The following is a 26,319-nucleotide window of genomic DNA, read 5'->3' as shown; positions in this document are numbered from 1 at the left end:
TCTTGCGAATACTGCCCATGAGCAGAAATACGCGCAGAAACAGAAACTTAGGAAGAAAGAATAGGGTGATTGACACCCGCGCGGCTAGAGACCCGACCATAGGGTCAAGGAGTGTGGTGCCGTCACGGCCGGCACCAACCGTCAACAGGGGTTACTAAGCCCCAGAGCAGTGCGTCTGCTCCGCTTTCACCCTTAGCCGATACGTGCGCGATTGTCTTGACCGAATCCGCGCGGCAGTCGGTGAATCGCTGAAATCTCTCGCCTTTTCCGGCTGACTATCACCCGTCAGGGGGTGCCGCCAGCGCATGGGCGCAACTGCGGCACGCTACAGGCCGCCGATCCCTCGCCATCGTCCGCCACAGCCCGCTGTCGCTTCGACAGCCGCCTGTCTGACGAACCGGAGAGAGATTCCATGGCCATCCGCCCCAATGCGGACCTGCCGCCGCGCCTGCTGCGCACACAGGAAGCCGCGCGCTTCCTCGGCTTGTCCATCCGCACCCTTGAGAAGCATCGCACCTATGGCACCGGCCCGACCTACCGCAAGATCGGCGGTCGCGTCCTCTATGCCGTCCGCGATCTGGAAGCGTGGAGCGCCATCGGTACCCGCAAATCCACCCGCGACGAAAACGCCGGCACGGTCTTTCCCGCGCGTCCGCTGACGCCGCAAGAGCGGGACGAGCTGTAAATGCTGCGCGACGACGATCCCAGACCCGCGCAGCCGACCGAGGACAGCGAGCGCAACCGCCTGGCCCCCTTCGTGGTGGCGACCGGCGACGCCGCCCCGCGCGACCAGCGCGATTTGATGGAGCGGCCGTTCTTCTCGTTGGCGAAGCGGCCCCGCACCACGCCGATCCTCTACCGCGCCGCCGATGTCGAGGTGCAGGTCTTCGCCATGCCCGAACATGGCATGGCGACGATCTGGGATGCCGATGTGCTGATCTGGGCCGCGTCGCAAATCGTCGCGGCCCAGAACAACGCCATCTCCACATCGCGGTTCTTCCGCTTCATGCCCTATCAGCTTCTGCGCTCGATTGGGCGAGCCACCGGCAATCGCGATTATCTGCTGCTCAAGGCCGCGCTCGCACGCCTGCAATCCACCGTTATCGCCACGACCATCCGCAACGGCAAGCACTGGCGGCGGCGTCAGTTCTCGTGGATCAACGAGTGGGAGGAAATGACGACGCGCACCGGTCGCGTCGAGGGCATGGAGTTCGTCCTGCCCGAATGGTTCTACAACAGCGTCATCGACCGCTCGCTGGTCCTGACAATCGACCCGGCCTATTTCCGGCTGACCGGCGGCATCGAGCGCTGGCTTTACCGCGTCGCCCGCAAGCATGCCGGACGCCAGCCTGAAGGCTGGGCGTTCGAGGTAGCGCACCTTCACCAAAAATCCGGCAGTGCGGCGCGGCCGTCCGACTTTGCGCTCGACCTCCGCCGGATCGCGGCACGTCAATCTCTGCCCGGCTACCAGCTCCAGAGCGAATGGGAAGACGGGCGCGAACTGCTGCGTTTCCTGCCCGAAAATCTATCCACAGTGCCTGTGGATAACCATGTGAATCCTATCGGGACATTAGGCGCACGCAGTATCGGGACATTAGGCGCAAATCCTTCGCCGGACTCTATAGAAGAATCTAACAAAGAATCTAACTCTTCTTCTTTGACGCGCGCGGACGCGATCCGTGGTGCCGGTGCCAGTGCTGCTTTTGGTCGGCGAGGTGCGCCATGATCGTCGCGCTCCTCAACCAGAAGGGCGGCGTCGGCAAGACCACGCTGGCCCTGCATCTCGCCGGAGCCTGGGCGGCCGAAGGACGGCGCGTCATCCTGATCGACGCCGACCCGCAAGGGTCTGCGCTCGACTGGTCGCAGACACGCAGCCATGAGGGGCTGCCAAGGCTGTTCAGCACCATCGGCCTGGCCCGCGACACCTTGCACCGTGAAGCCCCCGATCTGGCCCGCGACGCCGATCACGTCGTCATCGACGGTCCGCCGCGTGTCGCCGCTCTGATGCGCTCGGCGCTGCTTGCCGCCGATCTTGTGCTGATCCCGGTGCAGCCATCGCCCTTCGACGGCTGGGCCTCCGCCGAGATGCTGGCGCTTCTACGGGAAGCGCGCATCTACCGGCCCGACCTTGCCGCCCGTTTCGTGCTCAACCGTTGCGGCGCGCGCACCGTCATCGCCCGCGAGACGGCCGAGACGCTCGGGGACCACGATCCGCCCTTGCTTGGCCAAACCATCGGCCAGCGTGTCGTCTTCGCCGACGCTGCGCAGTCCGGCCGGCTCGCATCCGAGATCGACGCCGACAGCCGGGCCACGCGCGAGATCGCAGCGCTTGCCGCCGAGATCGACCGGCTGCGCGTCGGGAGGGCCGCGCCATGACCGGACGCACCCGCAAGCCCGGCTTCGCCTCCCGTCCGGGCAATCCCGATAGCTGGATCAAGGCTACCGACACGCCGGCGACCGGCAACGCCGCTGGCGAAGCGTTCACCGCCCGGCTGACCATCGACATCGCGCCCGAGCTGCGCGGCCGCATCAAGGTCGCGGCCTTCCGACGGGGCATCACGGTCGCCGACATGCTGCGTGACCTGCTCGCGCGTGAATTTCCCGCCTCCGAAGGAGATCCGATATGACCGGCAACGCGGCCCGCCGCTTGCACGGCCGTCCGCTGCCGGACGGTCCCGCGCCCTTCACCACATTGGTCGAACTGACTTTCGACAAGCGCAAGGTCGAGCGCTGGATACGCTTCGGCCGCAAGAGCTACGAACAGATCATCGACCGTCGTCGCAGCCTCGTCGGCTTTGCGCCGGAGAGCGTCTTCGCCTTCGTCCGTTGGGCGGCGGGCGAGCACGGCACTGTGATTTCACGCATCGACATCGTGCGCGCGATCGGCCGTGGCGAGCCGTTCCAGACACTGCCTTTCGTCCGCCCCGGCGGCGACATCCTGTTGCGCCTCGATAGCTGGGCGAAGGTGGAGCGCGCGCTTGCCGCCATCGACGCGGTGGAAGCGCTCGGCCTCGATCCGGCCGACGCCGCGCCCGATCACTGGCGGCATGTCCACAACCGCCTGATCGCCGGTCTGGAGCCGCGCGACTACACGCCGGAACGTCATGCCGCCTGGCTCCATCGCCGGAGGATCGAGCCATGACGCGGTTCGGCTACGTCATGGTGACGTATTTCGCGGTGATGGGCGTCGCTGTCGCGGCGTTCATCCCGACGCCCACAAAACTGATCTGGAACGCCACCGCCAGCGCGCCCATCGGCTTCTACACCGTCGAACCCGCCGAGCGGATCGAGGTGCCCGAGCTGGTCGCAATCATGCCGCCCGAACCGCTCGCCGCCTTCATGGTCGAGCGCGGTTATGTCGGACGCGGCGTGCCGCTGCTGAAGCGCGTCCTCGGTTTGCCCGGACAACGGGTTTGCCGCAGCGGCCGCACGATCACCGTCGATGGCGTGGAGACGGGCGAAGCGCTGGAGCGCGACCGGATCGGCCGCGATCTGCCTGTCTGGCAGGGCTGCCGCGTCATCGGCGACGGCGAAATCTTCCTCATGAATTGGGAAGTCCGTGACAGCCTCGACGGCCGTTATTTCGGACCCATCCCCGCAAGTTCCGTCATCGGCCGGGCGCTGCCGCTCTGGACCGATGAGGAAGGCGACGGCCGCTACGAATGGCGCGCGCCGACGCACTGATCCCCCTGAAACCTGCAACCCTTGGAGACTTGTCATGCCACAGATCGGTCAATTCACCGCCGAAAACGAAAACTTCGTCGGCCGTATCCACACGCTCACCCTTTACCGCGAACTGACCATTGTTGCCGCCGAACCATCGGACGCGGAGAACGCGCCCGCCTACCGCGTCCATCACGGTGCCGAAGATGGCCCGGAGGTCGGCGCGGGCTGGAAGGAAGTCGGCGAAAAGGCTGGCGACTACATTTCGCTGGTGATCGACGATCCCGCCTTGCCCCAACCGATCCGCGCCAACCTCTTCCAGAACAGCAACGACAAGACGGCGTGGTCGCTGCACTGGAGCCGCCCGAAGCCGCGCGGCGGGCGGGACTGAAAGCCATGCGATTCTGCGTTATCCCCGCGTTCAAAACCCTCATCCCGTTGTTCGCGGAAAAGCCGTCTCATCCCGTCGTCCCGCTCGGCCACCGGACGGCCGGCGCGCGCAGCGAAGGTCAGGGGCGGCCTCTGGCCGGCGCTCGCGCCTTGCCCTTGACCGCAGCGAGCACGCTGGCAGGCTGGAGGTCGAACGGAGGCAGGGAGATCGCGCGATATGCCGGTCTGCTGCTGGCTGGCGTGCTCGCGGTCGCAGCCTGTCCGGTCGCCGTGTCGGCACAGGCTACACCCGTCGCGCGCGCGAATCCGGCCGATCCCTATGCCGGCTTCATCACCGAAGCCGCGCAGCGTTTCGGTATTCCCGAGCACTGGATTCGCGCCGTGCTGCGCGCCGAGAGCGCAGGCGACGTGCGCGCAATCTCCTCGGCCGGAGCGATGGGATTGATGCAGGTCATGCCCGACACCTGGGCGGGCCTGCGCGTCCGTCATGGCTTCGGTCGCGATCCCTACGACCCACGCGACAACATCATGGCGGGCGCAGCTTATCTGCGCGAAATGTGGGACCGCTATGGCAATGTCCCCGCGATGCTCGCGGCCTACAATGCCGGTCCCGGCCGCTACGACGAACATCGTGCGAGTGGCCGCGCACTGCCCGCCGAGACGCGCGCCTATGTCACCGCGCTCGCCCCGGTTCTGGGTGGCTCGGCCGGGAGTGAACCACCCGCGCCAGCACCGCCACCGCCGCCCGACTGGCGCGCGGCTCCGCTGTTCGTCACGCGCTTGACCGACATGCGGGCTGCCGCCGCGCCGTCATCCGAAGCGCAATCCGGCGACATCCGCGCGACCGTTCCGGTGCGCGATGCCGCCGATACGGAGCCGCCGACCGGCAGCTTTTTCGTGGCCCGTGCCGACGACGGGAGTGCGCCATGAGAGACGTGTTCCCGCGCTCGGCGCGATCCGTTCCGGTGTCCAGTCATGCGGGGTTTCGCCTGGCTGGATTATCGGCAGGAAGGGCGGAAAGGGCAGTAAAGGTGGAGGGCAAGATAAAGGAACATGGCACCACGTCGCCAATGTTCTCGAAATTGTTGTTGTCTGCACACTGGTTAGAGGAGCCGCGAGCGGCACCCTGTTTTTGGACGGCGCGAGCCGTGATCCTGCGCAAAGCCTTAGCTTTGCTGGGTTTTGACCGGCACCATGGCCGCCGACTGCCCGATTTTCCACGATTTTGGCCGGAGGCGCGTCCATGAGCGCCGACGACGAAAACCGCTTCCAACCGAAGCCCGGTCGCATCCGCGCCGATGCTCCCAAGCTCGGCAAGGCCAAGAGCTTTCTGACGCAGGCAAAGAAACTCGCCCACCAGCACAGCAACAGCCCATTACGGTCATCCGCATCATCCTCGCCACGCTCCAGATCGTCAGCCGCCACCAAGGGCGGCAAGGCATCGCGGACTAACAGTGGGCCGGGCCTCAAGCGTGGACGCGGCGCGTCGTTCGTGCGTTCCCGAACCTTGTCGGGCGGCTGGAAACACAGCACGCCGGGAATGCGTCGCGTCGTCGTGAAAACCCGCTATGTCCAGCAGGCCGGAAAGAACGGCAAGGCAGCGGCCCATCTGCGCTATATCCAGCGCGACGGCACGTCCCGCGACGGCGAGCGCGGCCAGCTCTATTCCGCGACCGACGACCGCGCGGACGGCAATACCTTCCTTGATCGCGGCAAGGACGATCGCCACCAGTTCCGGTTCATCGTCTCGCCGGAAGATGGCGCGGACCTGACCGACCTGAAAGCGCACACCCGCGACCTCATGAGCCGGATCGAGGCCGACCTTGGCACGAAACTCGATTGGGTCGCGGTCAATCATCACAACACCGGTCATCCCCATGTGCATGTCATCGTCCGGGGCAAGGACGATCTGGGCGAGAATTTGGTCATCAACGGTGACTACCTCGCCAACGGGATTCGCGAGAGGGCCACCGAGTTGACCACACTGGAGCTTGGTCCCGTCACCGAGATCGAGCAGACCCGCAAGCTGTCCGCCGAAGTCGATCAGGACCGTTTCACCCGCATTGACCGGGCGATGACCGAGGAGGCCGATGAACGCTTCATCGACCTGCGCCATGAACCCGACGATCCGCGTCGCCAGTTCGACCGGACGCTACGCCTGCGCCGCCTGGGTAAGCTGGAGCAGATGGGCCTCGCCACCGAACACGCGCCGGGCGTCTGGGAGTTGAGCGAGCGCATGGAGCCGACCTTGCGCGAGCTGGGCGAACGCGGCGACATCATCCGCAATATGCACAAGGCGCTGAAGGCCGATGGGTTGGAGCGCGATCTGATGACGTTCCAGCTTCATGATGCCGCGCCCGAGACGCCCATCGTCGGCCGCGTCGTGGACAAGTATCTCACCGACGAGATGGGCGAGAACCTGACCTTTGTGGTGGACGGCATCGACGGCCGGACACATCATGTTCCGGGTATCGACCCCACCCGCGTCGAGGATGCGCGGGTCGGCAGCGTTATCGAGATCGGCCCGGCCGACACGGCGCAGCGCCCATCCGACCGGGCCATTGCCGCTATCGCCGAGGACGGCATCTACCGGCCGAGCCGCCATCTGGAACAGGCCAAGTTCGACGGCCGCGTTCCGGGCGGCGACTATGAGGGTTTCGTCGATGCTCATGTCCGACGACTGGAGGCGCTGCGCCGCGCCGAAATCGTCGAGCGGATCGACGCCGATCAATGGCGCATACCCGAAGATTTCGAGAGCCGCGCCGCCGCCTACGATGTCGGCCGAAACCGGCAGGCCAGCATCCGCGTCATCTCGACCTTTAATCTGGAAAGCCAGATCGGGTCCGATGGCGCGACCTGGCTCGACCGGCGGCTGGTGACGCCTGACGCATCGGATCTCGCTTCGGCCGGGTTCGGCCAGCAGGTGCGCGATGCCATGGACCAGCGCCGCGAGCATCATATCGAACAGGGTGACGCGAGACGCCAGCGCGACGGGCGCATCTTCTACCGGCGCAATCTTCTTGCCGCGCTGCGCGAGCGGGAGGTCGCCCGCGCTGGCGCGGAGATGGCCGAGGCAAAGTCGTTGCCATTTCGGGCGGCTGCGGATGGCGAGAAGATCAGCGGCAAGTTCACCGGCACCGTCCAGCTATCCAGCGGCAAGTTCGCCGTGGTCGAGCAGAGCCACGAGTTCACCCTTGTGCCGTGGCGGCCCGTCATCGACCGGGAACTCGGCCGCGAAGTCGCAGGCACAGTGCAGGGCGGGTCGGTGTCGTGGCAGTTGGGGCGCCAACGGGGATTGGGCATTTAGAGTTAGTCCGATCGCATCGCCTTGCACCAGAGCTGCGTGATGGCAGTCGGCTCACGATACCCTGCCTTTCTCAGCAAGAAAGTCGAGCAGCGCACGGACGCGCGAGGGCAGCGGGCCGCCCTGACCGACATGAACGGCGTGGAAGGCTTCCCGGTCGCCTGCATCGAGATGGCCGAGCACCGGGATAAGCCGTCCGGCGGCAATGTCCTGGCGCACGGTGAAAGCAGCAAGTCGGCCGAGACCGACACCGGCAAGCGCCAGATGCCGCAGGCCCTCGCCATCGCTCGCCTGCACGCGGCCCGTCGCCGGCACGACAATGGTTTCGCCATTTTCTCGCAGCGGCCAGCCATCGACGGCGCGCGCATAGCCGAAGCCGAGGCGATTGTGCCGTTCGAGATCGGTAATCGTGCGCGGCTCGCCGCAGCGTTCGAGATAGGACGGCGCGGCGACGATGGTCAGCGCCGTCTCGCCCAGCTTGCGCGCCACGAGACTGGAGCTTTTGAGCGGTCCCGCCCGGATCGCCACGTCCATCCGCTCGGCAAGCAGATCGACCACCGCATCGGTTTGCACGATGTCGAGCGTGACGCCCGGATGCAGCGCAAGGAAGTCCGGCAGCAGCGGCGCGAGGACATGGTTGGCGTAGGAGGCGCTGGTGTTGATGCGCACGCGGCCGACCGGCTGCTCGCCGAGGCCCGCCGCGCGCTCCGCGTCCTCCAGATCGGCAAGGATGCGGGTGGCCCGCTCATAAAAGGCGCAGCCTTCGGGCGTGAGCTGGAGCTGCCGCGTCGAACGGTTGAGGAGCCTTGCCCCGAGCCGCGCTTCCAGCCGCGCGATGAGCTTGCTGACCGCCGAAGGCGTCATGCGGGACATACGCGCGGCAGGCGAGAAGCCGCCGAGTTCGACCACGCGCACGAACACATCCATTTCGCCGGATCGGTTGACCTCAAGCCGCGCCATGATGACTTCACCTCACAAGTGATATTCTTTTCAGCATTCTATCTCATCCAGAGTTGGAGGTCTATCTTCTGGGCAATTGCTGCGAAAGAAGATCGGACCACATCATGCCTCTGGCGCTCTACGCCCTGACGGCCGGAGCCTTCGGCATCGGCGTCACCGAATTTGTCATCATGGGCCTTCTCCTAGAGGTCAGCCGCGAACTGGATGTCACCATCGCCGCCGCCGGCCTGCTGATTTCCGGCTACGCGCTCGGCGTCACCGTTGGCGCACCCGTCCTCACCGGGTTCACCGCCCGCTGGCCGCGCAAGCATGTGCTGGTCGGGCTCATGGTCATCTTCGTGATCGGCAACGCAGCTTGCGCACTGGCGCCGACCTATGGCTGGCTGATGGCGGCGCGCGTGCTAACGGCGCTAACCCATGGCACCTTCTTCGGCGTCGCCGCCGTGGTGGCGACGGGCTTGGTCCCGGAAGACAAGCGCGCCTCGGCCATTGCCATCATGTTCACCGGATTGACCGTCGCCACCGTGCTCGGCGTGCCCTTCGGCACGTGGCTCGGCCAGCATTATGGCTGGCGCTCGACCTTCTGGGCCGTCACCCTTGTCGGCATCGTCGCACTGATCGTCCTCGCCGCGCTGGTTCCGCAGGACAAGGCGCAGCCGGAAGCGTCCGACTGGCGAAGCGATCTGCGCGCCATCGCTCGCCGCCCCGTGCTGCTCGGTCTTTTGACGACCGTGCTGGGCTATGCCGGTGTCTTCGCCGTCTTCACCTATATCGCGCCGCTGCTGACCGAGATCAGCGGGTTCGACGACAGCGCCGTCTCGCCGATCCTGCTGGTCTTCGGTGGCGGCCTGGTCGCTGGCAACCTCTTGGGCGGCAGGCTCGCCGACCGCAACCTCATCCGCGCCATCCTCGGCACCCTGGCGGTTCTCGCGCTCGTGCTCGGGCTGATGACATTCGCCTTAAACGACCAGATTGCAGCCGTGATCTTCGCCGGCCTGCTCGGTGCGGCAGGCTTTGCAACTGTCGCGCCTTTGCAGATGTGGGTGCTCTCGAAAGCGGAAGGCGCGGGTCAGAGCCTCGCATCGAGCTTCAACATCGGCGCGTTCAATCTCGGCAACGCCATCGGCGCGTGGGCGGGCGGCATGGTCATCGCCCAAGGCCCCGGCCTTGCCTTCGTGCCATTGGTCGCCGCGCTTTTCCCGGCCGCTGCCATTGTGGTTGCCGCCTTCGCCGCGACGGCTGACCGGCGTTCCGCGCAATCGGCTTTCGCCCAGCAACCCATAGGACCGAACAACAATGCCGATTGAATCCCGAACGACGACTGTCAGCCGTCAACCCCGCGGAAGAACGATCCGTTCCCAAATCCTTGTTGGCGCAGTTGCCCTCGCATCTGTCCTGCTTGGGCAGTCGCCAGCGCGGGCCGATGAGGGAACATGGGTCGGATCATGGATGGCGAGCCCGCAACCGATCTGGGGCGCGGACTTTCCCTTTCCAACCAAAATCCCCGCATCCGTTCAGGATCAGACGATCCGGCAGGTTGTGCGGATAAGCCTCGGCGGCTCGCACGTGCGCCTTGTCTTCTCCAATGCCTATGGCGACCGCCCGTTGAGGATCGGCGGCGCGAGCGTGGGACTCGCCGGCCAAGGTGGAGGGGCCGAACCGGACACGATCCGCAGGATCACCTTTGGCGGCAAGGATGGCATCGTCGTTCCGCCCGGCGCTCCGGCCATCAGTGATCCGGTGGAACTGACCGTCGATGCACTGGCTCGGCTCGTCGTCTCGATTTACCTGCCAGACGAAACGCCGCTGACTACCTTCCATTGGGATGGCCGCCAGACGGCATGGTTCGGCGACGGCGATCTTACCCGCGCCAGCGATTTTCCAGCAACCGGCACCACGGATGCCCGTGTTTTTCTAAGCGACGTGCTGGTCGATACACCGAACGAGGGCGCGGTTGTCGTCATCGGAGATTCGATCACCGATGGAAACGGAGCGACGGTCGATACTGATACCCGCTGGCCCGACTTCCTCGCCGAGCGGCTCGCCCCGCATCATATTGCGGTGGTCAACGGAGGAATTTCCGGCGGCCGCCTGCTGCAAGACAAGATGGGCGTGAACGCAGCGGCGCGTCTGGAGCGGGATGTGTTCTCCCAGCCGAATGTGAGGGCGCTGATCGTCCTTATCGGCATCAACGACATTTCCTGGCCCGGCACTGACTTCGCTCCGCAGCAGACGTCGCCGTCCGCCGACGAGATGATTGCCGGCTATCAACAGCTCATCGCGTTGGCGCATACCCACAATGTTCGGATCATCGGAGCGACGCTGCCGCCGTTTGAAGGGGCGCTCAGCGGAACGCCGCTCGGAAACTACTACAATCCCGACAAGGACGCGCTGCGCCACGAAATCAATCGCTGGATCAGGGAAAGCGGCGATTTCGATGCCGTCGTGGATTTCGATGCGGTGCTCCGCGATCCGGAGCACCACGCGCGCCTCCGCTTTGCGTTCGACTCAGGCGACCACCTTCACCCCGGCGACGAAGGCAATCGGGCAATGGCGGAAGCCATCGACCTGGATGCGTTGCTCGGTCGCTGACCCATCATAGAACAATCAAAAGGAACGTATCATGGAATATCGCGTTCTCGGCCGCTCCGGCCTCAAAGTGCCGGCCCTCAGCTTCGGCGCAGGCACTTTCGGTGGCTCTGGCCCTCTCTTCAGCAACTGGGGCACTTCGGACTCCACCGAAGCCCGCCGCCTCGTGGACATCTGCCTGGAGGCCGGCGTCAACCTGTTCGACACCGCCGATGTTTATTCCGATGGTGCGTCCGAGGAAGTGCTTGGCGAGGCCATCAAGGGCCGGCGCGACGCGGTGCTGATCTCGACCAAGACCAGTCTGCCGATGGGCGATGGGCCGAATGATGCAGGTTCCTCGCGCTTCCGGCTGATCCGCGCCGTCGAGGATGCGCTGCGCCGCCTCCAGACCGACTATATCGACATCCTTCAGCTTCATGCCTTCGATTCGGGCACCCCGGTCGAGGAAGTGCTTTCGACGCTCGATACGCTCGTTCGCGCCGGCAAAGTCCGCTATGTCGGCGTCTCCAATTTCGCCGGCTGGCAGATCATGAAAGCTCTGGCCGTCGCCGACCGTTACGGCTGGCCGCGCTATGTCGCCAATCAGGTCTATTACTCGCTGGTAGGCCGTGACTATGAATGGGATCTGATGCCGTTGGGCGCAGATCAGGGCATTGGGGCCCTGGTCTGGAGTCCGCTTGGTTGGGGCCGGCTGACGGGGAAAATCCGGCGCGGCACGCCGCTGCCCGAAGGCAGCCGCCTGCACGAAACCGCCAGCTTCGGCCCGCCGGTGGACGACGAGCATCTTTATCGCGTTGTCGATGCGCTCGATGCTGTAGCAGAGGAAGCCGGCAAGACGGTCCCCCAGGTCGCGCTCAACTGGCTGCTGCAACGCCCGACCGTTTCCTCGGTTATCGTCGGCGCGCGCAACGAGGAACAGCTTCGCCAGAACCTCGGCGCTGTTGGCTGGAGCCTGACGCGCGAACAGGTGGCGAAGCTGGACCAGGCCAGTGCCGTTACCGCGCCCTATCCTCACTTCCCCTATCGCCGGCAAGAGGGCTTTGCCCGGCTCAATCCGCCGATGGCGTAAGGAAACGCCATGACAGGCGGCTCAATCCGACGACACCCGAAGTATCTCCACCAGCGCGCGCAAGGCAGCGGGTGCCTGTCGGCGGCCGGGATAATAGAGAAAGAAACCCGGATAGGGCGGGCACCAGTCTTCAAGCACGCGGATGAGACGGCCCGAGGCGAGGTGTTCGCCGATGTGCTGCTCGGTGGAATAGGCTATCCCGACTCCATCGAGCGCCGCCGTGACCATGAGATCGGGATCGTCGAGGACCAGCGGGCCGTTCACGGCGACATTGAACACCCGTCCGTCCTTCTCGAACTCCCAGCGGTAAAGCGCGCCACTTCCGGTCTGACGCCAGCCGATGCAGCGATGCCGGTGCAGATCGCGCGGCGTCTCAGGCGGCGGGAAGCGAGAGAAATAGTCCGGCGAGGCGACCACGGCGGTATCGAGGTCCGGCGTCACCCGCACAGCGATCATGTCGCGTTCGAGACTTTCGCCGAGGCGGATGCCGGCATCGAAGCCCTGTTTGACAATATCGACGAAGCCATTCTCTGCGGCGACCTCCAGCGTCACGTCGGGGTAGCGGTCGGTAAACGCGCGAAACTTCGGCGTCAGCACCCGCACCGCTACGGTGCGCGGCACGCTGATCCTGATCGTGCCGGCCGGATGGTCACGGAAGTCGTTGATGGTCTCGACCGCCGTTTCGATGCTGGCGAAGGCAGGGCCGATCTGGCGCAGCAGCGCATGCCCCGCTTCTGTCAGTGCGACCGTTCGCGTGGTGCGGCTGACCAGCCGCACGCCGAGCTTGCCTTCGAGCGAGCGCAACGAATGAGAAAGTGTCGAAGGCGTGAGGTTCAGCCGCGCGGCGGCGCGGCGGAAGCCACCTTCCTCCGCAATGGCCACGAAGGCCGCCAGTTCTCCGAGATCGCCAGTTCGCATGATTGATGAATCTGACCCAACAAGCCATGCGATGCAAGGTGGATTATTCCGAACAGTGCGCCGGCCTATCTTGGTAGTCCAACGTCAACTTCCATGAGGATCACCATGCCCGACACCGCTTCTCCTTCCTCTGTCCGTCGTCTTCAAGGTCGCGTTGCGCTCGTTACCGGCGGCGGCACCGGCATCGGCCGCGCCGCTGCGCTGGCTTTTGCGCGGGACGGTGCGAGGGTCGTGCTCGCCGGACGCCGCCCCGCCGAGATCGAAAGCGTTGCTCAAGAGATCGTCGCAGCGGGCGGGGATGCGCTGGCGGTGCCCACGGACGTATCGAAGGAAGACGACATCCGCCGCCTGATCGACACGGCCGTCGATCGCTATGGTAGGCTCGACGCCGCCTTCAACAATGCAGGTATTCTTGGAAACTTCGCGCCGATCACCGAGCAGACGAGTGCGGATTTCGATGCGGTGATCGCCACCAATCTCCGGGGCGTGTGGCTGTCGATCAAATACGAGGTCGAAGCCTTTCTTGCACAGGGCACGAGCGGCTCGATCATCAATACCTCGTCCTGGCTGGCGAAGGGCGCTCTGGCTGGATCGTCCAGCTATTCCGCCAGCAAGGGCGCGCTCGATGCACTGATCCGCGCGGTTGCCATCGAATACGGCTCGAAGGGCATCCGCATCAACAACATCAATCCCGGCATCATCGACACGCCGATGGCGCGTAGCGGCTGGACCGACGATTCCGCTTTCGTGCCCTTCATCGAGCACACACCGGCCAAGCGCGCCGGCCAGCCCGGCGACGCCGGCGATGTGGCGGTCTGGCTTGCGACCGATGAAGCCCGGTTCGTCACCGGCCAGAGCATTTTGGTGGACGGCGGCTACACCATCGCCGGACTGCGTTGAGGAGCCGCCATGCGTAATATCACTTGGAAATCATGCCTTCTGCTGGGTCTGCTTCTCGCTGGTCCTACGCAGGCACAAGATTGGTCCGCAATCTCTTTTGCTCCCGGCGCGCAAGGAGGATACCCGGAAGGTATCGCCTGGAACCCCACGGCCAACGCCTTCATGGTGTCATCACTTCGCGGCGGACAGGTCGGCCTTGTCTCGCCGACTGGCGAATACACAAAGTTCTCGGACGATAGCGCCCTCATCACGACATCGGGCATCGTCGTCGATGCCGCGCGCAACCGCATCCTCGTCTGCAACGAGGATGTCGGTATCTCCAGTAAGTCGTCGGACAGCACGCGAACGCGGGTCGCTCAGGTTGTCGAGTTCGATCTCGACACCGGCGCTGTGCGGCATGTCCATGATTTCTCGCAGCTGACCAGCGGGCCGATCCTCGCCAACGACCTGACCATCGACCGGGACGGGAATATCTACGTCACCGACAGTTTCCAGCCGCAAATCTATAAGGTCGATCACGCTACCAAGGCAGTCTCCGTGCTGGTGCGCTCGGAGCGTCTGATGCCTGCCGACCCTGCGGAAGCTGTCGGCACGAAGCCCTATCTGAATGGCATCGTCTATCATCCTGACGGGTTTCTGATGGCGTCGGACTATTCCAGAGGATTGCTGTGGAAGGTGCCGCTGAACGATCCGGAAGCGCTGGTTCAGGTGCAGCTTCCGCAGCCGCTGAAGGGACCTGACGGGCTATTGCTGAAAAGCCCCACGGAGTTGGTCGCCGTTCAGTCCTTTCCTGCGGACGATGGCAGCATAGCGGGCGATGTGACGCTTCTGGCCTCGTCCGACTCGTGGGTAAGCGCGCAGATCGAGGCAGTCGTCATTCCAGATGGTTTGGATGGGCCGACCACGGCGACGCTGAAGGACGGCGAGGTATGGATCGTCAATTCCCGCTTCCCTCGGATCTTTGCCGATCCTGCCAATGCTGACCGAACGACCGAGTTCAGCATCGTCAAGGTGCCCTTCGAATGAGCGGAACTGGCTAAAATGGAGATGCCGAAATCACAGCGCGGCCGGTCGCATCGAAGCCGGCCATCGCAAGGAGGTGAAGAATGAACTATGTCCGTCTTGGCAATAGCGGGCTGAAGGTTTCCCGGCTCTGCCTTGGTTGCATGACCTATGGCGATCCGGCCTGGAGGCCATGGGTGCTCAAGGAAGACGAGGCTCGGCCGTTCATCCGCGAGGCGCTGGAAGCAGGCATCAACTTCCTCGATACGGCCAATGTCTATTCCGGCGGCGAAAGCGAGCGGATCGTCGGCCGCGCCGTCAAGGATTTCGCGCGACGCGACGACGTGGTGATCGCCACCAAGGCGTTCTTCCCGATGAGCGACAAGCCGAACGACCGGAGCCTGTCCCGCAAGCATATTCTCGCCAGCGTCGATGCCTCGCTGGAACGGCTTGGCACGGATTACATCGACCTGTTCGTCATCCATCGCTTCGACCCGGAAACCCCCATCGAGGAAACCGCCGAAACACTCGATGCCGTGGTTCGGGCGGGCAAGGTCCGTTATCTCGGTGCATCGTCAATGTACGCCTGGCAGTTCATGAAGCTGCTGGCCTTTCAGCGCCACAACCGGCTGGCGCGCTTCGTCTCCATGCAGAGCCAATATAATCTCATCACGCGCGAGGACGAGGAAGAGATGATCCCGCTCTGCCGGGAGGAAGGGATTGGCCTGACGCCCTGGTCGCCGCTTGGCCGTGGTATTCTGGCTGGTGCGCGTAAGGCTGGCACGCTGCGCGCCGATACCGACGAGCAGGTCAGGCAGTGGTATGACGGCCGCGCCGAGGTCGGTGAGACCGTTGCCGCCGTGGAAAGTATTGCTGCGGCACGCGGCGTTGCGCCTGCACGGGTCGCGCTCGCATGGGTGTTGGCCCGGCCAGGCATCACGTCGCCCATCGTCGGCCTGTCCAAACCGCATCACCTGTCCGATGCCCTTAGTGCGCTATCCTTGGACCTCTCCAGTCATGAGATCGTGGCGCTTGAAGCTCCTGTTGAAAAGCACCTGCGAGCACCGCGATGGTAGCCGTTCATGATTACTATGAACGCTCAATCTCGGCTGTTGTGGCAGGTGCCGGGTTAGTTCGTCGTCCGCGAACGTTCGATACCGGGGATAGTCAGCACCTCTTCGGCCAGAAATTCGACCAGCAGCCTGACGCGGGCAATACCGGCGCGTTCTGGAACAATGAGCATGTTGAGCGGCACGGATGGAGGCGCATAGTCCGGCAGTATCGGTTCGAGCCCCCCTTCGGAAAGCAGATCGTCGACCAGCCAAACGTGTGCCGGGCCGATGCCGCGATCAGCAAGGAATGCTTCCCGTGCGGCAAGCCCGTGATCGACCCGAAAGCTTCCGCCGAGCGACACGACATGGGTTTCGCCGTCCGGCCCTTCCAGCGCGAGCACATCGCTTCCGGCGATGTTGGACATACGGATGCCATTGAGCGCCGAAAGCTCCTCCGGGGTTGTCGGCCGTCCATGCCGCGCCAGAAAATCGGGCGAGCCGACGAGGATGCGCCGACTATCACCAAGCGCCCGCAACTTCATGGAACTGTCGGTCAGCGGGCCGAGGCGGATGGCTATGTCCACGCCCTCACGCACGAGGTCGATGCGCTCATCGGTCAGGTTGAGATCGACGGAAATCTCGGGATAGCGGTCCTGAAACGCGAAGATCAGACGGCTCATATGCCGGACGCCGAGCGCCGCCGTGCAGGATATACGAACCGTGCCCGCAGCCGCCCCGCGTGCGCTCCGTGCTTCGTCGCCTGCCTGTTCCACCAGACGCAGAATCTGGAGGGCGTTGGCATAGTAGCGGTTGCCTTCCTCGGTCAGCATGACGCGCCGCGTCGTTCGGCTCAACAGCACCACACCCAGGGCTTCCTCCAGTTCGTGAAGATGCCGCGTTACGCTGGACTGGCCGATGTTCATCTCTCGCGCGACGGCCGAAAGGTTCCCGCGCTCCGCGACGCGGACGAAGGTGCGCATGCGTTCGAGCGTTATGTCAGACTTATCCATTATTCGGCATTATCTTATCCATATTCAATCTATACCGGAATAATTGGCCCACGCCTAGTTTGGGAGCAGATCGTCTCCAACAAGCAGGTGCCTGCCATGAACGTGCTGATTGTCTTTGCCCATCCCGACCCCCGATCCCTCAACGCCTCCCTGCGCGACGTCGCTGTAGAGGAACTGGAGGCGGAAGGTCATTCGGTCGAGGTGTCGGACCTCTACGCCATGGGCTGGAAGGCCGAGGTGGATCGTGCCGACTTTCCCTCACTCGATCCCGACGCACGCCTGAAAGTCGCGGCGGCATCCGGGGATGCTTTTGCGGCCAATGCGCTGACGGATGACGTGAAGGCCGAGCAGGAAAAGCTGCTCCGGGCTGACGTGCTGATCCTTCAGTTCCCGCTCTGGTGGTTCACGATGCCGGCGATCCTCAAAGGCTGGGTGGATCGCGTCTATGCCTATGGCTTCGCCTATGGCGTGGGGGAACACAGCGACCAACGCTGGGGCGACCGCTACGGGGAAGGCACGCTCGCCGGCAAACGCGCCATGCTGATCGTCACGGCCGGCGGCTGGGAACAGCACTACTCGCCGCGCGGCATCAACGGCCCCATCGACGAACTTCTGTTCCCGATCAATCACGGCATCTTGCACTATCCCGGTTACGATGTGCTGCCGCCCTTCGTGACATACAGGGCGGACCGTCTCGACGAGGCCGGTTTCGAGCAGACCGCCGACCGTTTGCGCAAGCGGATGCGAACACTCGAAAGCACCGCGCCGATCCCGTTCCGCCGCCAGAACGGCGGCGACTATCTGATCCCGACCCTTGAGCTTCGGCCCGAACTAGAACCCATCGATCAAGTTGGCTTTAGGCTACATCTGAAGCAAGCGGAGTAGCGATGCGGCGGCGCAAGCGGAGCGAATATATCGGTGTAGCGACCACATTATCTTCTTTGCGCGGCGGTCGCTTCCCTATGGTCGTCCTCGTTCAGACGCTCGCTGTCGCTGAATATCTCAGCTTTCACCGCGCCGCCCTGGCGCTCGGCGTCAGCCAGTCGAGCGTCAGCGCTCGGATAAAGGCGCTGGAGGAAGACCTTGGCATTGTGCTCTTCGACCGTAACACGCGCGGCGTCCGCGTGACTGAGGCCGGACGCCGCTTCGTCGGTCAGGTCGGTGAGGCCATGGACATCCTCGACCGCGCCATCAAGATCGCCGGGATGCAGGCGCGCGGAGAGGCCGGAGAACTTCGTATCGGCGTGCATGCGCTCACCCCTGGCTGCTTTCTCGACGGGCTGTTCGAGCGCTTCCATGAAGACTATCTAGGCGTTCGCCTTCACATCACCGAAGGCACCGCGCGAGGGGCGCAACTTATGCTGCGCGAAGGGAGGCTCGATCTCGCCTTCATGGCCTGCACCCACCAGATTCCCGATCTCCACTCCCGCGTGATCTGGCGGGACCGCCTGATGGTTGCGCTGCCGATGAGGCATCCTCTGGCAGCACAATCGGATGTGGAATGGCGACAACTCGCCGAGGAAATCTTCCTCGTCCGCCGTGGCGGGACCGGCCCGCAGGTTCACGACCTGATCGTTACGCGCTCGGCCGGGAAATGGCCAACCCCGACGATCCGCCGATTTGATGTCGGTCAAAGCGCGCTGGTGTCGATGATTGCGGCCGGGCATGGCGTCTCGCTCTTCGTCGAGGAAGGCGCGGCGGCGAACACGGCGAATGTCGCTTTCCGGCCTATCCGGGACGAGCCAGAAACCATTCCATTTTCGGCCGTCTGGTCGCCCTCCAATCGCGCGCCCGCGCTTCTCAACTTGCTCGCGCTCGCGACGAACATGCGCTGATTTTCCCGCTGACCGAATCGCAATCAATCCAGCAGCGCAGTGCCGAAAGAGTGCCGCGACAACCCGTCCTATTCGCCGCCGATAGTATCCTATAGCCCTCCGGCAATCCCTTTGCTGTTGCAGACCCGATGATTGCCTATTCTCTGATCGGCTCCGTCTCTCTTGCCACTTGGAGCCTGTATGCGTGGAGGCCGAATACTCTGGGGTCAGATCACAGTCGTCTTCATAATTGTTCTGGTGATGACCTGGGCGGCGACGCAATGGGTGGCGTTCCGGCTTGGCTTCCAGCCGCAGCTCGGGAACCCCTGGTTCGATCTGGCGGGTTGGCCGTTCTACCATCCACCCGCCTTCTTCTGGTGGTGGTTCTCCTTCGACGCCTATGCACCCGCGATTTTCATGGAGGGTGCGGCCATCGCCACATCGGGCGGTATCCTCGCCATTGCCGCCGCCATCCTCATGTCGATCATCCGGGCACGCGAGGCGCGCAACGTCGCCACCTATGGTTCGGCGCGATGGGCCGAAGACAAGGAAATCAGCAGCGCCGGGCTGCTCGGTCCCGATGGCGTCCTGCTCGGCCGATACGATCGCGACTATCTGCGCCATGACGGGCCGGAGCACGTCCTATGTTTCGCTCCCACGAGGTCGGGCAAAGGCGTCGGCCTTGTGGTGCCGACGCTGCTGACCTGGCCGGGAAGCTGCATTGTCCACGACATCAAGGGGGAGAACTGGACGCTGACCGCCGGCTTCCGAGCCAAGCATGGCCGCGTCCTGCTGTTCGATCCGACCAACGCCAAATCTTCCGCCTACAATCCGTTGCTGGAGGTGCGACAAGGCGAATGGGAAGTCCGCGACGTGCAGAACATCGCGGACATATTGGTCGATCCCGAAGGCAGCCTCGACAAGCGAAACCATTGGGAAAAGACCTCTCACTCGCTTTTGGTCGGCGCGATCCTGCACGTCCTCTATGCCGAGAAGGACAAAACCCTGTCCGGCGTCGCCAACTTCCTGTCCGATCCCCGTCGCCCCGTCGAGGCAACCTTGCGCGCGATGATGGACACGCCGCATCTGGGCGAAGCCGGGGTGCATCCCGTCATCGCGTCGTCGGCGCGCGAGCTGCTGAACAAGAGCGAGAACGAGCGTTCGGGCGTGCTTTCGACCGCCATGTCGTTCCTCGGCCTCTACCGCGATCCGGTCGTGGCGCGCGTCACGGACCGCTGCGACTGGCGCATTGCCGATCTGGTCGGCAGCCGTCGGCCGGTCACACTCTACCTTGTCGTCCCGCCATCCGACATCAACCGCACGAAACCGCTGATCCGGCTCATCCTCAACCAGATCGGCCGCAGGCTGACCGAGGAACTGACCCTATCCGGCAAGCGGCATCGCCTGCTGATGATGCTGGACGAATTTCCGGCATTGGGCAGGCTCGATTTCTTTGAATCGGCGCTCGCCTTCATGGCCGGCTACGGCCTCAAATCCTTCCTCATTGCCCAATCGCTTAATCAGATCGAGCGTGCCTACGGGCCGAACAACAGCATCCTCGACAACTGCCATGTGCGCGTCGCCTTCGCCACAAACGACGAGCGCACGGCCAAGCGCGTGTCGGACTCGCTCGGCACCGCGACGGAGATGCGCGATTCCACCAACTATGCCGGCCATCGGCTCGCGCCCTGGCTCGGGCATCTGATGGTATCGCGGCAGGAAACAGCGCGCCCGCTGTTGACTCCCGGCGAGATCATGCAGCTTCCGCCCGCCGACGAAATCGTCATGGTCGCGGGAACGCCGCCAATCCGGGCGAAGAAGGCGCGCTATTTCGAGGATGCGCGATTGCAGGAGCGAATCCTGCCGCCACCCGAGCTGCCATCCATTCCAGCAACGAAGCCGGCAACCGACGACTGGACGAGCCGCGTCATCGCAACAGCGGACAGGTCAGCGACGACCGCTGCCAGTGGCGCGGAGGGCGATCCCGACAACTCCGGCATCCGCCGCGAGCCGGAGTTGCCAAGCCAAGAGGAAATCGTCCCGCCGCCAACCCCGCCGGCTCAGGAGTTCGACATTCTGGACGACGAGCCGGACGTGGATGCGGCCAAGACCCGCGCGCTGCGCTCCCGGATGCGGATGATCGCCCGGCAGGCGTCCATGAATCCCGATGACGGCATCGAGCTTTGAGGAGGGAGCCAATGACGACCCGCACCCGCATGAATGTCTATTTCGATCCCGAACTGCTCAGCCAAGTCGAGGCGCTGTCACTGCGCCGGCAGGTCTCAAAGTCCGCCATCGTCGAGGCCGCCGTCGCGTCCTTCCTGTCGGGCGACACGTCGGATCGGCTGGAAGCGGCCATGTCGCGCCGCCTCGACAAGATCGGCCGGCAGATCGGCACTCTGGACGAAGACCTCGCCGTGCTCGGCGAGACGCTTTCGCTGTTCGTCCATTTCTGGCTGACGATGACCCCGCCGTTGCCGGACAGCGCTAAGCAATCCGCACGGATCAAGGGCAACGAACGGTTCGAGGGTTTCATGCAGAATCTCGGTCGCAGGCTGGCGACCGGAGACAGGTTCCTGAAAGAGTTGTCGCGCGACATGGATTCGTTTCACGACAGTCTGTCGCAAGATCAGACCGAGACCGATGGCGACGCTGTTTAGATTTTCAACCCATCCTATTTGCCGCCGATAGCCGCCGATCACCGCATCCTCTTAGATACTTGTTGAATCGGCCTGATTTCAGGCTCTTTTAATCGACCCCGTTGCGGGGTCCGTCTGTCGCGCCCCGCGAGAACAAGGGGCCGACATGACGACACATCACCAGAAACCGGAGGCGATTGCGCGCGGCGCGCGGATGCTGCGCACAGCACTTGGCGCGTCCATCGCGCGGTTTCTCGAAGACCCGGCCGTCATCGAGGTGATGCTGAACCCGGATGGTCGAATCTGGATCGACCGACTGTCCGAAGGGCTGGCCGATACGGGCGAGATGCTGTCCGCCGCCGATGGCGAGCGCATCGTCCGGCTGGTGGCGCACCATGTCGGCGCGGAGGTTCACGCCCGATCCCCGCGCGTTTCGGCGGAACTGCCCGAGACCGGCGAACGCTTCGAGGGGCTGCTGCCACCCGTGGTCGCAGCACCGACCTTCGCGATCCGTAAGCCTGCCGTCGCGGTGTTCACGCTCGACGACTATGTGGCCGCAGGCATCATGTCCGCCGACCAGGCCGCGACCCTGCGCGAAGCCGTCGCGTCCCGCGCCAACATCCTCGTCGCGGGCGGCACGTCCACCGGCAAGACCACCTTGACCAACGCGCTGCTCGCCGAGGTGGCGAAGACCCAGGATCGCGTCGTCATCATCGAGGATACGCGCGAGTTGCAATGCGCCGCGCCCAACCTTGTAGCCATGCGGACCAAGGATGGCGTGGCGACGCTTTCCGATCTGGTGCGCTCCAGCCTTCGCCTGCGCCCCGACCGCATTCCCATCGGCGAGGTGCGCGGGTCCGAAGCCCTCGACCTACTCAAAGCCTGGGGCACGGGCCATCCGGGCGGCATCGGCACCATCCATGCCGGTTCCGGCATCGGCGCGCTGCGCCGTCTCGAACAGCTCATTCAGGAAGCCGTCATCACGGTCCCGCGCGCGCTGATCGCCGAGACCATCGACCTTGTTGCCGTGCTGTCCGGTCGCGGTTCCGCGCGCCGGCTGGCCGAACTCGCCCGCGTCGAAGGGCTGGGACCGGACGGCGACTACCGCATCACACATCCCATCACTTTGGCAACCACCCCGAAAGGAGACCCTTCATGATCCCCACACTTTCCCGCGCCTGCCGCTTCATGGCGACATCGGCGGCTGCCGTTTCCATCAGCCTGATGCTCGCCCCGGCCGCCCATGCGTCCGGTTCGTCCATGCCCTGGGAAGCGCCGCTCCAGAGCATCCTTCAGTCGATCGAGGGGCCGGTCGCCAAGATCATCGCGGTGATCGTCATCATAGCCACTGGCCTCGCGCTCGCGTTCGGCGACACGTCGGGCGGCTTCCGCCGCCTGATCCAGATCGTCTTCGGTCTGTCTATCGCGTTCGCAGCGTCGAGCTTCTTCCTGTCGTTCTTTTCGTTCGGCGGCGGGGCGCTCGTCTGATGGCGGGTGGCCTCGAACAGCTCGATGCAGTGCCGGGCTTCACGGTCCCGGTCCACAGGGCGCTAACCGAGCATATTCTGCTCGGCGGCGCTCCGCGCTCCATCGCGATTCTGAATGGCACGCTCGCCGGGGCCGTGGGCCTCGGCCTGCGCCTCTGGCTGGTCGGCCTCGCCATCTGGGCCATCGGCCATTTCGCAGCCGTCTGGGCAGCGAAGCGCGACCCGCTCTTTGTCGAGGTGGGCCGCAGGCATCTGCGCATCCCCGGTCATCTGTCGGTGTGAGGGCGCGGCCATGATGAACCTTTCCGAATATCGCCGCACCACCAGCCGCCTCGCGGATTTCCTGCCCTGGGCCGCGCTGGTCGGCTCCGGCGTCGTGCTGAACAAGGACGGAAGTTTTCAAAGGACGGCGAAGTTTCGCGGTCCCGATCTGGATTCCGCCGTCGCGGCCGAGCTGGTCGCCGTCGCCGGCCGGATCAATAATGCCGTTCGCCGTCTCGGATCGGGTTGGAGCATTTTTGTCGAGGCGCAGCGCAGCGAAGCCGCGACCTATCCAGCGAGCCAATTTCCCGAAGCGGCATCCGCGCTGCTTGACGCCGAACGCAAGGCCGGTTTCGAGGAAGCGGGCACGCATTTCGTGTCGGGTTACTTCCTGACCTTCCTCTGGCTGCCGCCGGCCGAGGACGCCGCCCGCGCGGAAACCTGGCTATACGAAGGCCGCGAGCAATCCGGGGTCGATCCATGGGAAGCCCTGCGCGGCTTTGTGGATCGCACCGACCGCGTTCTGGCGCTGCTCGACGGCTTCATGCCGGAATGCCGCTGGCTCGATGACGCCGGCACACTGACCTATCTTCATTCCACCATCTCGACCAACCGGCATCGCGTCCGCGTGCCCGAAGTGCCGATGCACCTCGATGCGCTGCTCGCCGATCAGCCGCTCACCGGCGGGCTGGAGCCGCGTCTTGGTGACCAGAATCTGCGTGTCCTGACCATCATCGGTTTTCCTACAGCGACCACGCCCGGCCTGCTCGACGAGATGAACCGGCTGCCGTTTCCCTATCGGTGGAGCACGCGCGCGATCCTCATGGACAAGACCGACGCCACGCGTCTGCTCACCAAGATCAGGCGGCAATGGTTCGCCAAGCGCAAGTCCATCGCCGCCATCCTGAAAGAGGTGATGACCAACGAGCAATCCGCGCTCGTGGATACCGACGCGGCGAACAAGGCCGCCGACGCCGACATGGCCCTGCAGGAGCTTGGGGCTGACGTTGCCGGCATGGCCTATGTCACGGCCACCATCACCGTCTGGGATGCCGACCCGCGCATCGCCGACGAGAAACTGCGCCTGGCCGAGAAGATCATCCAGGGCCGCGACTTCACCGCGATGCCCGAAACCGTCAACGCCGTCGATGCCTGGCTCGGCTCGATCCCGGGACATGCCTACGCCAATGTCCGCCAGCCGCCCATCTCGACGCTCAACCTTGCCCACATGATCCCGCTTTCGGCCGTGTGGGCGGGGCCGGAACGGGATGAGCATTTCAGCGCGCCCCCGCTGTTCTTCGGCAAGACCGAAGGCTCGACCCCGTTCCGGTTTTCCCTTCACGTCGGCGATGTCGGCCACACCCTGATCGTCGGCCCCACGGGCGCGGGCAAGTCCGTGTTGCTGGCGCTCATGGCCTTGCAGTTCCGCCGTTACGCCGATGCTCAAATCTTCGCGTTCGACTTCGGCGGCTCGATCCGCGCTGCCTCGCTCGCCATGGGCGGCGATTGGCACGACCTTGGCGGAGGGTTGACGGAAGGGGACGAGGCGTCGGTCTCGCTCCAGCCGCTCGCCCGTATCGACGATACCTATGAACGCGCCTGGGCGGCCGACTGGATCGCCGCCATTCTCGGTCGGGAAGGTGTGCCGGTAACGCCAGAGACCAAGGAATATATCTGGACGGCGCTGAACTCGCTGGCGTCGGCTCCGGTCGGGGAGCGCACCATTACCGGCCTGACGGTGCTGCTGCAATCCAACGATCTGAAACAGGCATTGCGGCCTTACTGCATCGGCGGGGCCTATGGCCGGTTGCTCGATGCCGAGACCGAACATCTCGGCTCAGCCGATGTGCAGGCGTTCGAGATCGAGGGGCTGGTCGGAACCGGCGCGGCCCCGGCCGTGCTGGCCTATCTGTTTCACCGGATCGGCGACCGGCTCGATGGTCGGCCAACGCTGCTCATTATCGACGAGGGCTGGCTGGCACTGGATGATGAGGGGTTCGCCAACCAGCTCCGCGAATGGCTGAAGACGCTGCGCAAGAAGAACGCCAGCGTCATCTTCGCTACACAGAGCCTTTCCGACATCGACGGCAGCAACATCGCGCCCGCCATCATCGAAAGCTGCCCAACGCGGCTGCTTTTGCCGAACGAACGCGCCATCGAACCGCAGATTACCGCCATCTATCGGCGCTTCGGCTTGAACGACCGGCAGATCGAGATCCTCGCACGGGCCACGCCCAAGCGGGATTACTACTGCCAGTCACGGCGCGGCAACCGGCTGTTCGAGCTTGGCCTGTCCGAAGTCGGTCTCGCGCTCTGCGCCGCCTCCTCCAAATCCGACCAGACCGCCATCGAGCGCATCGTCGCCGAGCATGGCCGCGACGGCTTCCTAGCCGCCTGGTTACGCCTGCGCGGCGTCGATTGGGCGGCCGACCTGATCCCCGACCTTACCAATCTCATCCCCCAAACCGAGAAGGAGTCCCAATCATGACCATTCGCCGTTCCCGCTCGCGCGCCGTCTTCATGGCCGCAACCATCCTGGCCACGCCACTCTCGTTGTCCCCGATGCTGACAAGCCCGGCCCACGCGCAATTCGGCCGCATCGTCTATGACCCGAGCAACTACGCCCAGAACCTGCTCACCGCCGCGCGGACGTTGCAGCAGATCAACAACCAGATCACGTCGCTTCAGAACGAAGCGACCATGCTCATCAATCAGGCGAAGAATCTGGCGAGCCTGCCATATTCCTCGCTTCAGGCGTTGCAGCAGAACGTCCAGCGCACGCAGCAGCTCTTGAGCCAGGCGCAGAACATCGCCTTCGACGTGCAGAAGGTCGATCAGATCTTCCAGACCCAATATGGCAACGTCTCGCTGTCCGCGACCGACGGCCAGCTTCTCGCCGACGCGCGATCCCGCTGGCAGAATACGGTCGGCGGCTTGCAGGACGCCATGCGGGTGCAGGCCGGCGTCGTCGGCAACATCGATACCAACCGCACACAGATGTCGGAGCTTGTCGGCCAGAGCCAGTCGGCGACTGGCGCTCTTCAGGCAACGCAGGCCGGCAACCAGCTTCTCGCCCTCCAGTCGCAGCAGCTTTCAGACCTTGTTGCGCTTCTCGCCGCGAACGGTCGGGCGGGCGCGCTGACCGAGGCCGAACGTGCGGCAGCGGCCGAACAGGGGCGCGAGCAGCGCCGCCGGTTCCTGACGCCGGGCAGCGGCTATCAGCCGGGCAATGCGCAGATGTTCAACAACGGCAACAACTGA

Annotated in this window: 27 protein-coding genes; 24 read left to right on the top strand and 3 right to left on the bottom strand. The window is 64.5% G+C overall.

The features are described from left to right. Positions 1-412: 412 nt before the first annotated feature. The 9 genes from FGI60_RS02800 (at position 413) to FGI60_RS26720 (ending at position 7,360) form a co-directional block, all read left to right on the top strand. Positions 413-685 carry a helix-turn-helix transcriptional regulator gene (locus tag FGI60_RS02800; protein ID WP_171058686.1) on the top strand — a complete coding sequence of 91 codons (273 nt, stop codon included), beginning with the start codon at positions 413-415 and terminating at the stop codon, positions 683-685. Continuing rightward, complete coding sequence (locus FGI60_RS02795; protein WP_138783820.1) at positions 686-1,726, top strand: replication initiator protein A; 1,041 nt, start codon at positions 686-688, stop codon at positions 1,724-1,726. Further along, the gene (gene parA, locus FGI60_RS02790) at positions 1,723-2,376 is read left to right on the top strand and encodes a ParA family partition ATPase (RefSeq protein WP_138783819.1); all 654 of its coding nucleotides are present in this window, start codon (positions 1,723-1,725) and stop codon (positions 2,374-2,376) included. The genes FGI60_RS02795 and parA overlap by 4 nt, the downstream gene beginning before the upstream one ends. Further along, the gene (locus FGI60_RS02785; protein ID WP_138783818.1) at positions 2,373-2,627 is read left to right on the top strand and encodes a hypothetical protein; all 255 of its coding nucleotides are present in this window, start codon (positions 2,373-2,375) and stop codon (positions 2,625-2,627) included. The genes parA and FGI60_RS02785 overlap by 4 nt, the downstream gene beginning before the upstream one ends. Next, positions 2,624-3,142 (top strand): DUF2840 domain-containing protein, encoded by a 519-nt coding sequence (locus FGI60_RS02780; RefSeq protein WP_138783817.1) that lies wholly within the window; start codon positions 2,624-2,626, stop codon positions 3,140-3,142. Before FGI60_RS02785 ends, FGI60_RS02780 begins: the two co-directional genes overlap by 4 nt. Then, positions 3,139-3,684, top strand: a complete 546-nt coding sequence (locus tag FGI60_RS02775) for a S26 family signal peptidase (protein WP_138783816.1) — start codon at positions 3,139-3,141, stop codon at positions 3,682-3,684. Before FGI60_RS02780 ends, FGI60_RS02775 begins: the two co-directional genes overlap by 4 nt. A 34-nt stretch (positions 3,685-3,718) precedes the next feature. After that, positions 3,719-4,054, top strand: a complete 336-nt coding sequence (locus FGI60_RS02770) for a DUF736 domain-containing protein (RefSeq protein ID WP_138783815.1) — start codon at positions 3,719-3,721, stop codon at positions 4,052-4,054. Positions 4,055-4,059: 5 nt separating this feature from the next. Next, positions 4,060-4,983 (top strand): lytic transglycosylase domain-containing protein, encoded by a 924-nt coding sequence (locus tag FGI60_RS02765; protein WP_138783869.1) that lies wholly within the window; start codon positions 4,060-4,062, stop codon positions 4,981-4,983. 313 nt (positions 4,984-5,296) lie between these two features. Further along, positions 5,297-7,360 (top strand): relaxase/mobilization nuclease domain-containing protein, encoded by a 2,064-nt coding sequence (locus tag FGI60_RS26720; RefSeq protein WP_138783814.1) that lies wholly within the window; start codon positions 5,297-5,299, stop codon positions 7,358-7,360. 51 nt (positions 7,361-7,411) lie between these two features. Here the strand turns inward: FGI60_RS26720 and FGI60_RS02755 are convergent, their stop codons facing one another. Further along, positions 7,412-8,317 (bottom strand): LysR family transcriptional regulator, encoded by a 906-nt coding sequence (locus tag FGI60_RS02755; protein WP_138783813.1) that lies wholly within the window; start codon positions 8,315-8,317, stop codon positions 7,412-7,414. Positions 8,318-8,421: 104 nt separating this feature from the next. On the opposite strand from FGI60_RS02755, the gene FGI60_RS02750 reads away from it, so the two are divergent. Genes FGI60_RS02750 through FGI60_RS02740 form a run of 3 tightly spaced genes read left to right on the top strand, consistent with a single transcriptional unit; the run spans position 8,422 to position 11,975 of the window. Further along, positions 8,422-9,624 (top strand): MFS transporter, encoded by a 1,203-nt coding sequence (locus FGI60_RS02750; protein WP_138783812.1) that lies wholly within the window; start codon positions 8,422-8,424, stop codon positions 9,622-9,624. Continuing rightward, positions 9,614-10,909, top strand: a complete 1,296-nt coding sequence (locus FGI60_RS02745) for an SGNH/GDSL hydrolase family protein (RefSeq protein ID WP_138783811.1) — start codon at positions 9,614-9,616, stop codon at positions 10,907-10,909. The genes FGI60_RS02750 and FGI60_RS02745 overlap by 11 nt, the downstream gene beginning before the upstream one ends. Before the next feature lie 31 nt (positions 10,910-10,940). After that, positions 10,941-11,975: an aldo/keto reductase gene (locus FGI60_RS02740; RefSeq protein WP_138783810.1), complete on the top strand. Its 1,035-nt coding sequence runs from the start codon at positions 10,941-10,943 to the stop codon at positions 11,973-11,975. Between the two features lie 21 nt (positions 11,976-11,996). On the opposite strand, the gene FGI60_RS02735 is transcribed toward FGI60_RS02740, so the two are convergent. After that, the gene (locus FGI60_RS02735) at positions 11,997-12,893 is read right to left on the bottom strand and encodes a LysR family transcriptional regulator (protein WP_138783809.1); all 897 of its coding nucleotides are present in this window, start codon (positions 12,891-12,893) and stop codon (positions 11,997-11,999) included. Positions 12,894-12,998: 105 nt separating this feature from the next. Here FGI60_RS02735 and FGI60_RS02730 point away from each other — a divergent pair, with 105 nt between their 5' ends. The 3 genes from FGI60_RS02730 (at position 12,999) to FGI60_RS02720 (ending at position 15,871) form a co-directional block, all read left to right on the top strand. Further along, positions 12,999-13,793, top strand: coding sequence for an SDR family NAD(P)-dependent oxidoreductase (locus tag FGI60_RS02730; RefSeq protein ID WP_138783808.1), 795 nt, complete (start codon positions 12,999-13,001; stop codon positions 13,791-13,793). A 9-nt stretch (positions 13,794-13,802) separates the two neighbouring features. Next, positions 13,803-14,819, top strand: a complete 1,017-nt coding sequence (locus FGI60_RS02725; protein ID WP_138783807.1) for an SMP-30/gluconolactonase/LRE family protein — start codon at positions 13,803-13,805, stop codon at positions 14,817-14,819. An 80-nt stretch (positions 14,820-14,899) separates the two neighbouring features. Further along, positions 14,900-15,871 (top strand): aldo/keto reductase, encoded by a 972-nt coding sequence (locus tag FGI60_RS02720; RefSeq protein WP_138783806.1) that lies wholly within the window; start codon positions 14,900-14,902, stop codon positions 15,869-15,871. Between the two features lie 53 nt (positions 15,872-15,924). Here the strand turns inward: FGI60_RS02720 and FGI60_RS02715 are convergent, their stop codons facing one another. After that, a complete protein-coding gene (locus tag FGI60_RS02715; RefSeq protein WP_138783805.1) occupies positions 15,925-16,857 on the bottom strand; it encodes a LysR family transcriptional regulator in 933 nt (310 codons plus the stop codon). A gap of 96 nt (positions 16,858-16,953) precedes the next feature. Between FGI60_RS02715 and FGI60_RS02710 the strand changes: the two genes are divergently transcribed. From FGI60_RS02710 to trbJ, 9 genes are all read left to right on the top strand, one after another. Further along, complete coding sequence (locus tag FGI60_RS02710; protein WP_138783804.1) at positions 16,954-17,742, top strand: NAD(P)H-dependent oxidoreductase; 789 nt, start codon at positions 16,954-16,956, stop codon at positions 17,740-17,742. A gap of 2 nt (positions 17,743-17,744) precedes the next feature. Further along, on the top strand, positions 17,745-18,692 hold the full coding sequence (locus tag FGI60_RS02705) for a LysR family transcriptional regulator (protein WP_328592641.1): 948 nt from the start codon (positions 17,745-17,747) through the stop codon (positions 18,690-18,692). Positions 18,693-18,872: 180 nt separating this feature from the next. Beyond that, positions 18,873-20,858, top strand: coding sequence for a conjugal transfer protein TraG (locus FGI60_RS02700; protein WP_138783803.1), 1,986 nt, complete (start codon positions 18,873-18,875; stop codon positions 20,856-20,858). Between the two features lie 11 nt (positions 20,859-20,869). Then, positions 20,870-21,331, top strand: coding sequence for a ribbon-helix-helix domain-containing protein (locus FGI60_RS02695; RefSeq protein ID WP_138783802.1), 462 nt, complete (start codon positions 20,870-20,872; stop codon positions 21,329-21,331). A gap of 145 nt (positions 21,332-21,476) precedes the next feature. After that, entirely contained in the window at positions 21,477-22,469 is a 993-nt protein-coding gene (gene trbB, locus FGI60_RS02690) for a P-type conjugative transfer ATPase TrbB (protein ID WP_138783801.1), read from the top strand. Further along, positions 22,466-22,798 carry a TrbC/VirB2 family protein gene (locus FGI60_RS02685; protein WP_138783800.1) on the top strand — a complete coding sequence of 111 codons (333 nt, stop codon included), beginning with the start codon at positions 22,466-22,468 and terminating at the stop codon, positions 22,796-22,798. Before trbB ends, FGI60_RS02685 begins: the two co-directional genes overlap by 4 nt. Next, the gene (locus tag FGI60_RS02680) at positions 22,798-23,079 is read left to right on the top strand and encodes a VirB3 family type IV secretion system protein (protein ID WP_138783799.1); all 282 of its coding nucleotides are present in this window, start codon (positions 22,798-22,800) and stop codon (positions 23,077-23,079) included. Before FGI60_RS02685 ends, FGI60_RS02680 begins: the two co-directional genes overlap by 1 nt. A gap of 10 nt (positions 23,080-23,089) precedes the next feature. Further along, the gene (trbE, locus tag FGI60_RS02675) at positions 23,090-25,546 is read left to right on the top strand and encodes a conjugal transfer protein TrbE (protein ID WP_138783798.1); all 2,457 of its coding nucleotides are present in this window, start codon (positions 23,090-23,092) and stop codon (positions 25,544-25,546) included. Further along, positions 25,543-26,319 carry a P-type conjugative transfer protein TrbJ gene (gene trbJ, locus FGI60_RS02670; protein ID WP_138783797.1) on the top strand — a complete coding sequence of 259 codons (777 nt, stop codon included), beginning with the start codon at positions 25,543-25,545 and terminating at the stop codon, positions 26,317-26,319. Before trbE ends, trbJ begins: the two co-directional genes overlap by 4 nt.

The organism is Brucella haematophila, assembly GCF_005938105.1.
GTDB classification, from domain to species: Bacteria; Pseudomonadota; Alphaproteobacteria; order Rhizobiales; family Rhizobiaceae; genus Brucella; species Brucella haematophila.
The sequence above is the reverse complement of the archived record's forward strand: the minus strand, read 5'-3'. Positions and strand labels throughout refer to the sequence as shown.

Coding starts and splice junctions, on each gene's coding strand:
- FGI60_RS02800 (WP_171058686.1), top strand. CDS start 413: ATGGCCATCCGCCCCAATGCGGACCTGCCGCCGCGCCTGCTGCGCACA.
- FGI60_RS02795 (WP_138783820.1), top strand. CDS start 686: ATGCTGCGCGACGACGATCCCAGACCCGCGCAGCCGACCGAGGACAGC.
- parA (WP_138783819.1), top strand. CDS start 1,723: ATGATCGTCGCGCTCCTCAACCAGAAGGGCGGCGTCGGCAAGACCACG.
- FGI60_RS02785 (WP_138783818.1), top strand. CDS start 2,373: ATGACCGGACGCACCCGCAAGCCCGGCTTCGCCTCCCGTCCGGGCAAT.
- FGI60_RS02780 (WP_138783817.1), top strand. CDS start 2,624: ATGACCGGCAACGCGGCCCGCCGCTTGCACGGCCGTCCGCTGCCGGAC.
- FGI60_RS02775 (WP_138783816.1), top strand. CDS start 3,139: ATGACGCGGTTCGGCTACGTCATGGTGACGTATTTCGCGGTGATGGGC.
- FGI60_RS02770 (WP_138783815.1), top strand. CDS start 3,719: ATGCCACAGATCGGTCAATTCACCGCCGAAAACGAAAACTTCGTCGGC.
- FGI60_RS02765 (WP_138783869.1), top strand. CDS start 4,060: ATGCGATTCTGCGTTATCCCCGCGTTCAAAACCCTCATCCCGTTGTTC.
- FGI60_RS26720 (WP_138783814.1), top strand. CDS start 5,297: ATGAGCGCCGACGACGAAAACCGCTTCCAACCGAAGCCCGGTCGCATC.
- FGI60_RS02755 (WP_138783813.1), bottom strand. CDS start 8,317: ATGGCGCGGCTTGAGGTCAACCGATCCGGCGAAATGGATGTGTTCGTG.
- FGI60_RS02750 (WP_138783812.1), top strand. CDS start 8,422: ATGCCTCTGGCGCTCTACGCCCTGACGGCCGGAGCCTTCGGCATCGGC.
- FGI60_RS02745 (WP_138783811.1), top strand. CDS start 9,614: ATGCCGATTGAATCCCGAACGACGACTGTCAGCCGTCAACCCCGCGGA.
- FGI60_RS02740 (WP_138783810.1), top strand. CDS start 10,941: ATGGAATATCGCGTTCTCGGCCGCTCCGGCCTCAAAGTGCCGGCCCTC.
- FGI60_RS02735 (WP_138783809.1), bottom strand. CDS start 12,893: ATGCGAACTGGCGATCTCGGAGAACTGGCGGCCTTCGTGGCCATTGCG.
- FGI60_RS02730 (WP_138783808.1), top strand. CDS start 12,999: ATGCCCGACACCGCTTCTCCTTCCTCTGTCCGTCGTCTTCAAGGTCGC.
- FGI60_RS02725 (WP_138783807.1), top strand. CDS start 13,803: ATGCGTAATATCACTTGGAAATCATGCCTTCTGCTGGGTCTGCTTCTC.
- FGI60_RS02720 (WP_138783806.1), top strand. CDS start 14,900: ATGAACTATGTCCGTCTTGGCAATAGCGGGCTGAAGGTTTCCCGGCTC.
- FGI60_RS02715 (WP_138783805.1), bottom strand. CDS start 16,857: ATGGATAAGTCTGACATAACGCTCGAACGCATGCGCACCTTCGTCCGC.
- FGI60_RS02710 (WP_138783804.1), top strand. CDS start 16,954: ATGAACGTGCTGATTGTCTTTGCCCATCCCGACCCCCGATCCCTCAAC.
- FGI60_RS02705 (WP_328592641.1), top strand. CDS start 17,745: ATGCGGCGGCGCAAGCGGAGCGAATATATCGGTGTAGCGACCACATTA.
- FGI60_RS02700 (WP_138783803.1), top strand. CDS start 18,873: ATGCGTGGAGGCCGAATACTCTGGGGTCAGATCACAGTCGTCTTCATA.
- FGI60_RS02695 (WP_138783802.1), top strand. CDS start 20,870: ATGACGACCCGCACCCGCATGAATGTCTATTTCGATCCCGAACTGCTC.
- trbB (WP_138783801.1), top strand. CDS start 21,477: ATGACGACACATCACCAGAAACCGGAGGCGATTGCGCGCGGCGCGCGG.
- FGI60_RS02685 (WP_138783800.1), top strand. CDS start 22,466: ATGATCCCCACACTTTCCCGCGCCTGCCGCTTCATGGCGACATCGGCG.
- FGI60_RS02680 (WP_138783799.1), top strand. CDS start 22,798: ATGGCGGGTGGCCTCGAACAGCTCGATGCAGTGCCGGGCTTCACGGTC.
- trbE (WP_138783798.1), top strand. CDS start 23,090: ATGATGAACCTTTCCGAATATCGCCGCACCACCAGCCGCCTCGCGGAT.
- trbJ (WP_138783797.1), top strand. CDS start 25,543: ATGACCATTCGCCGTTCCCGCTCGCGCGCCGTCTTCATGGCCGCAACC.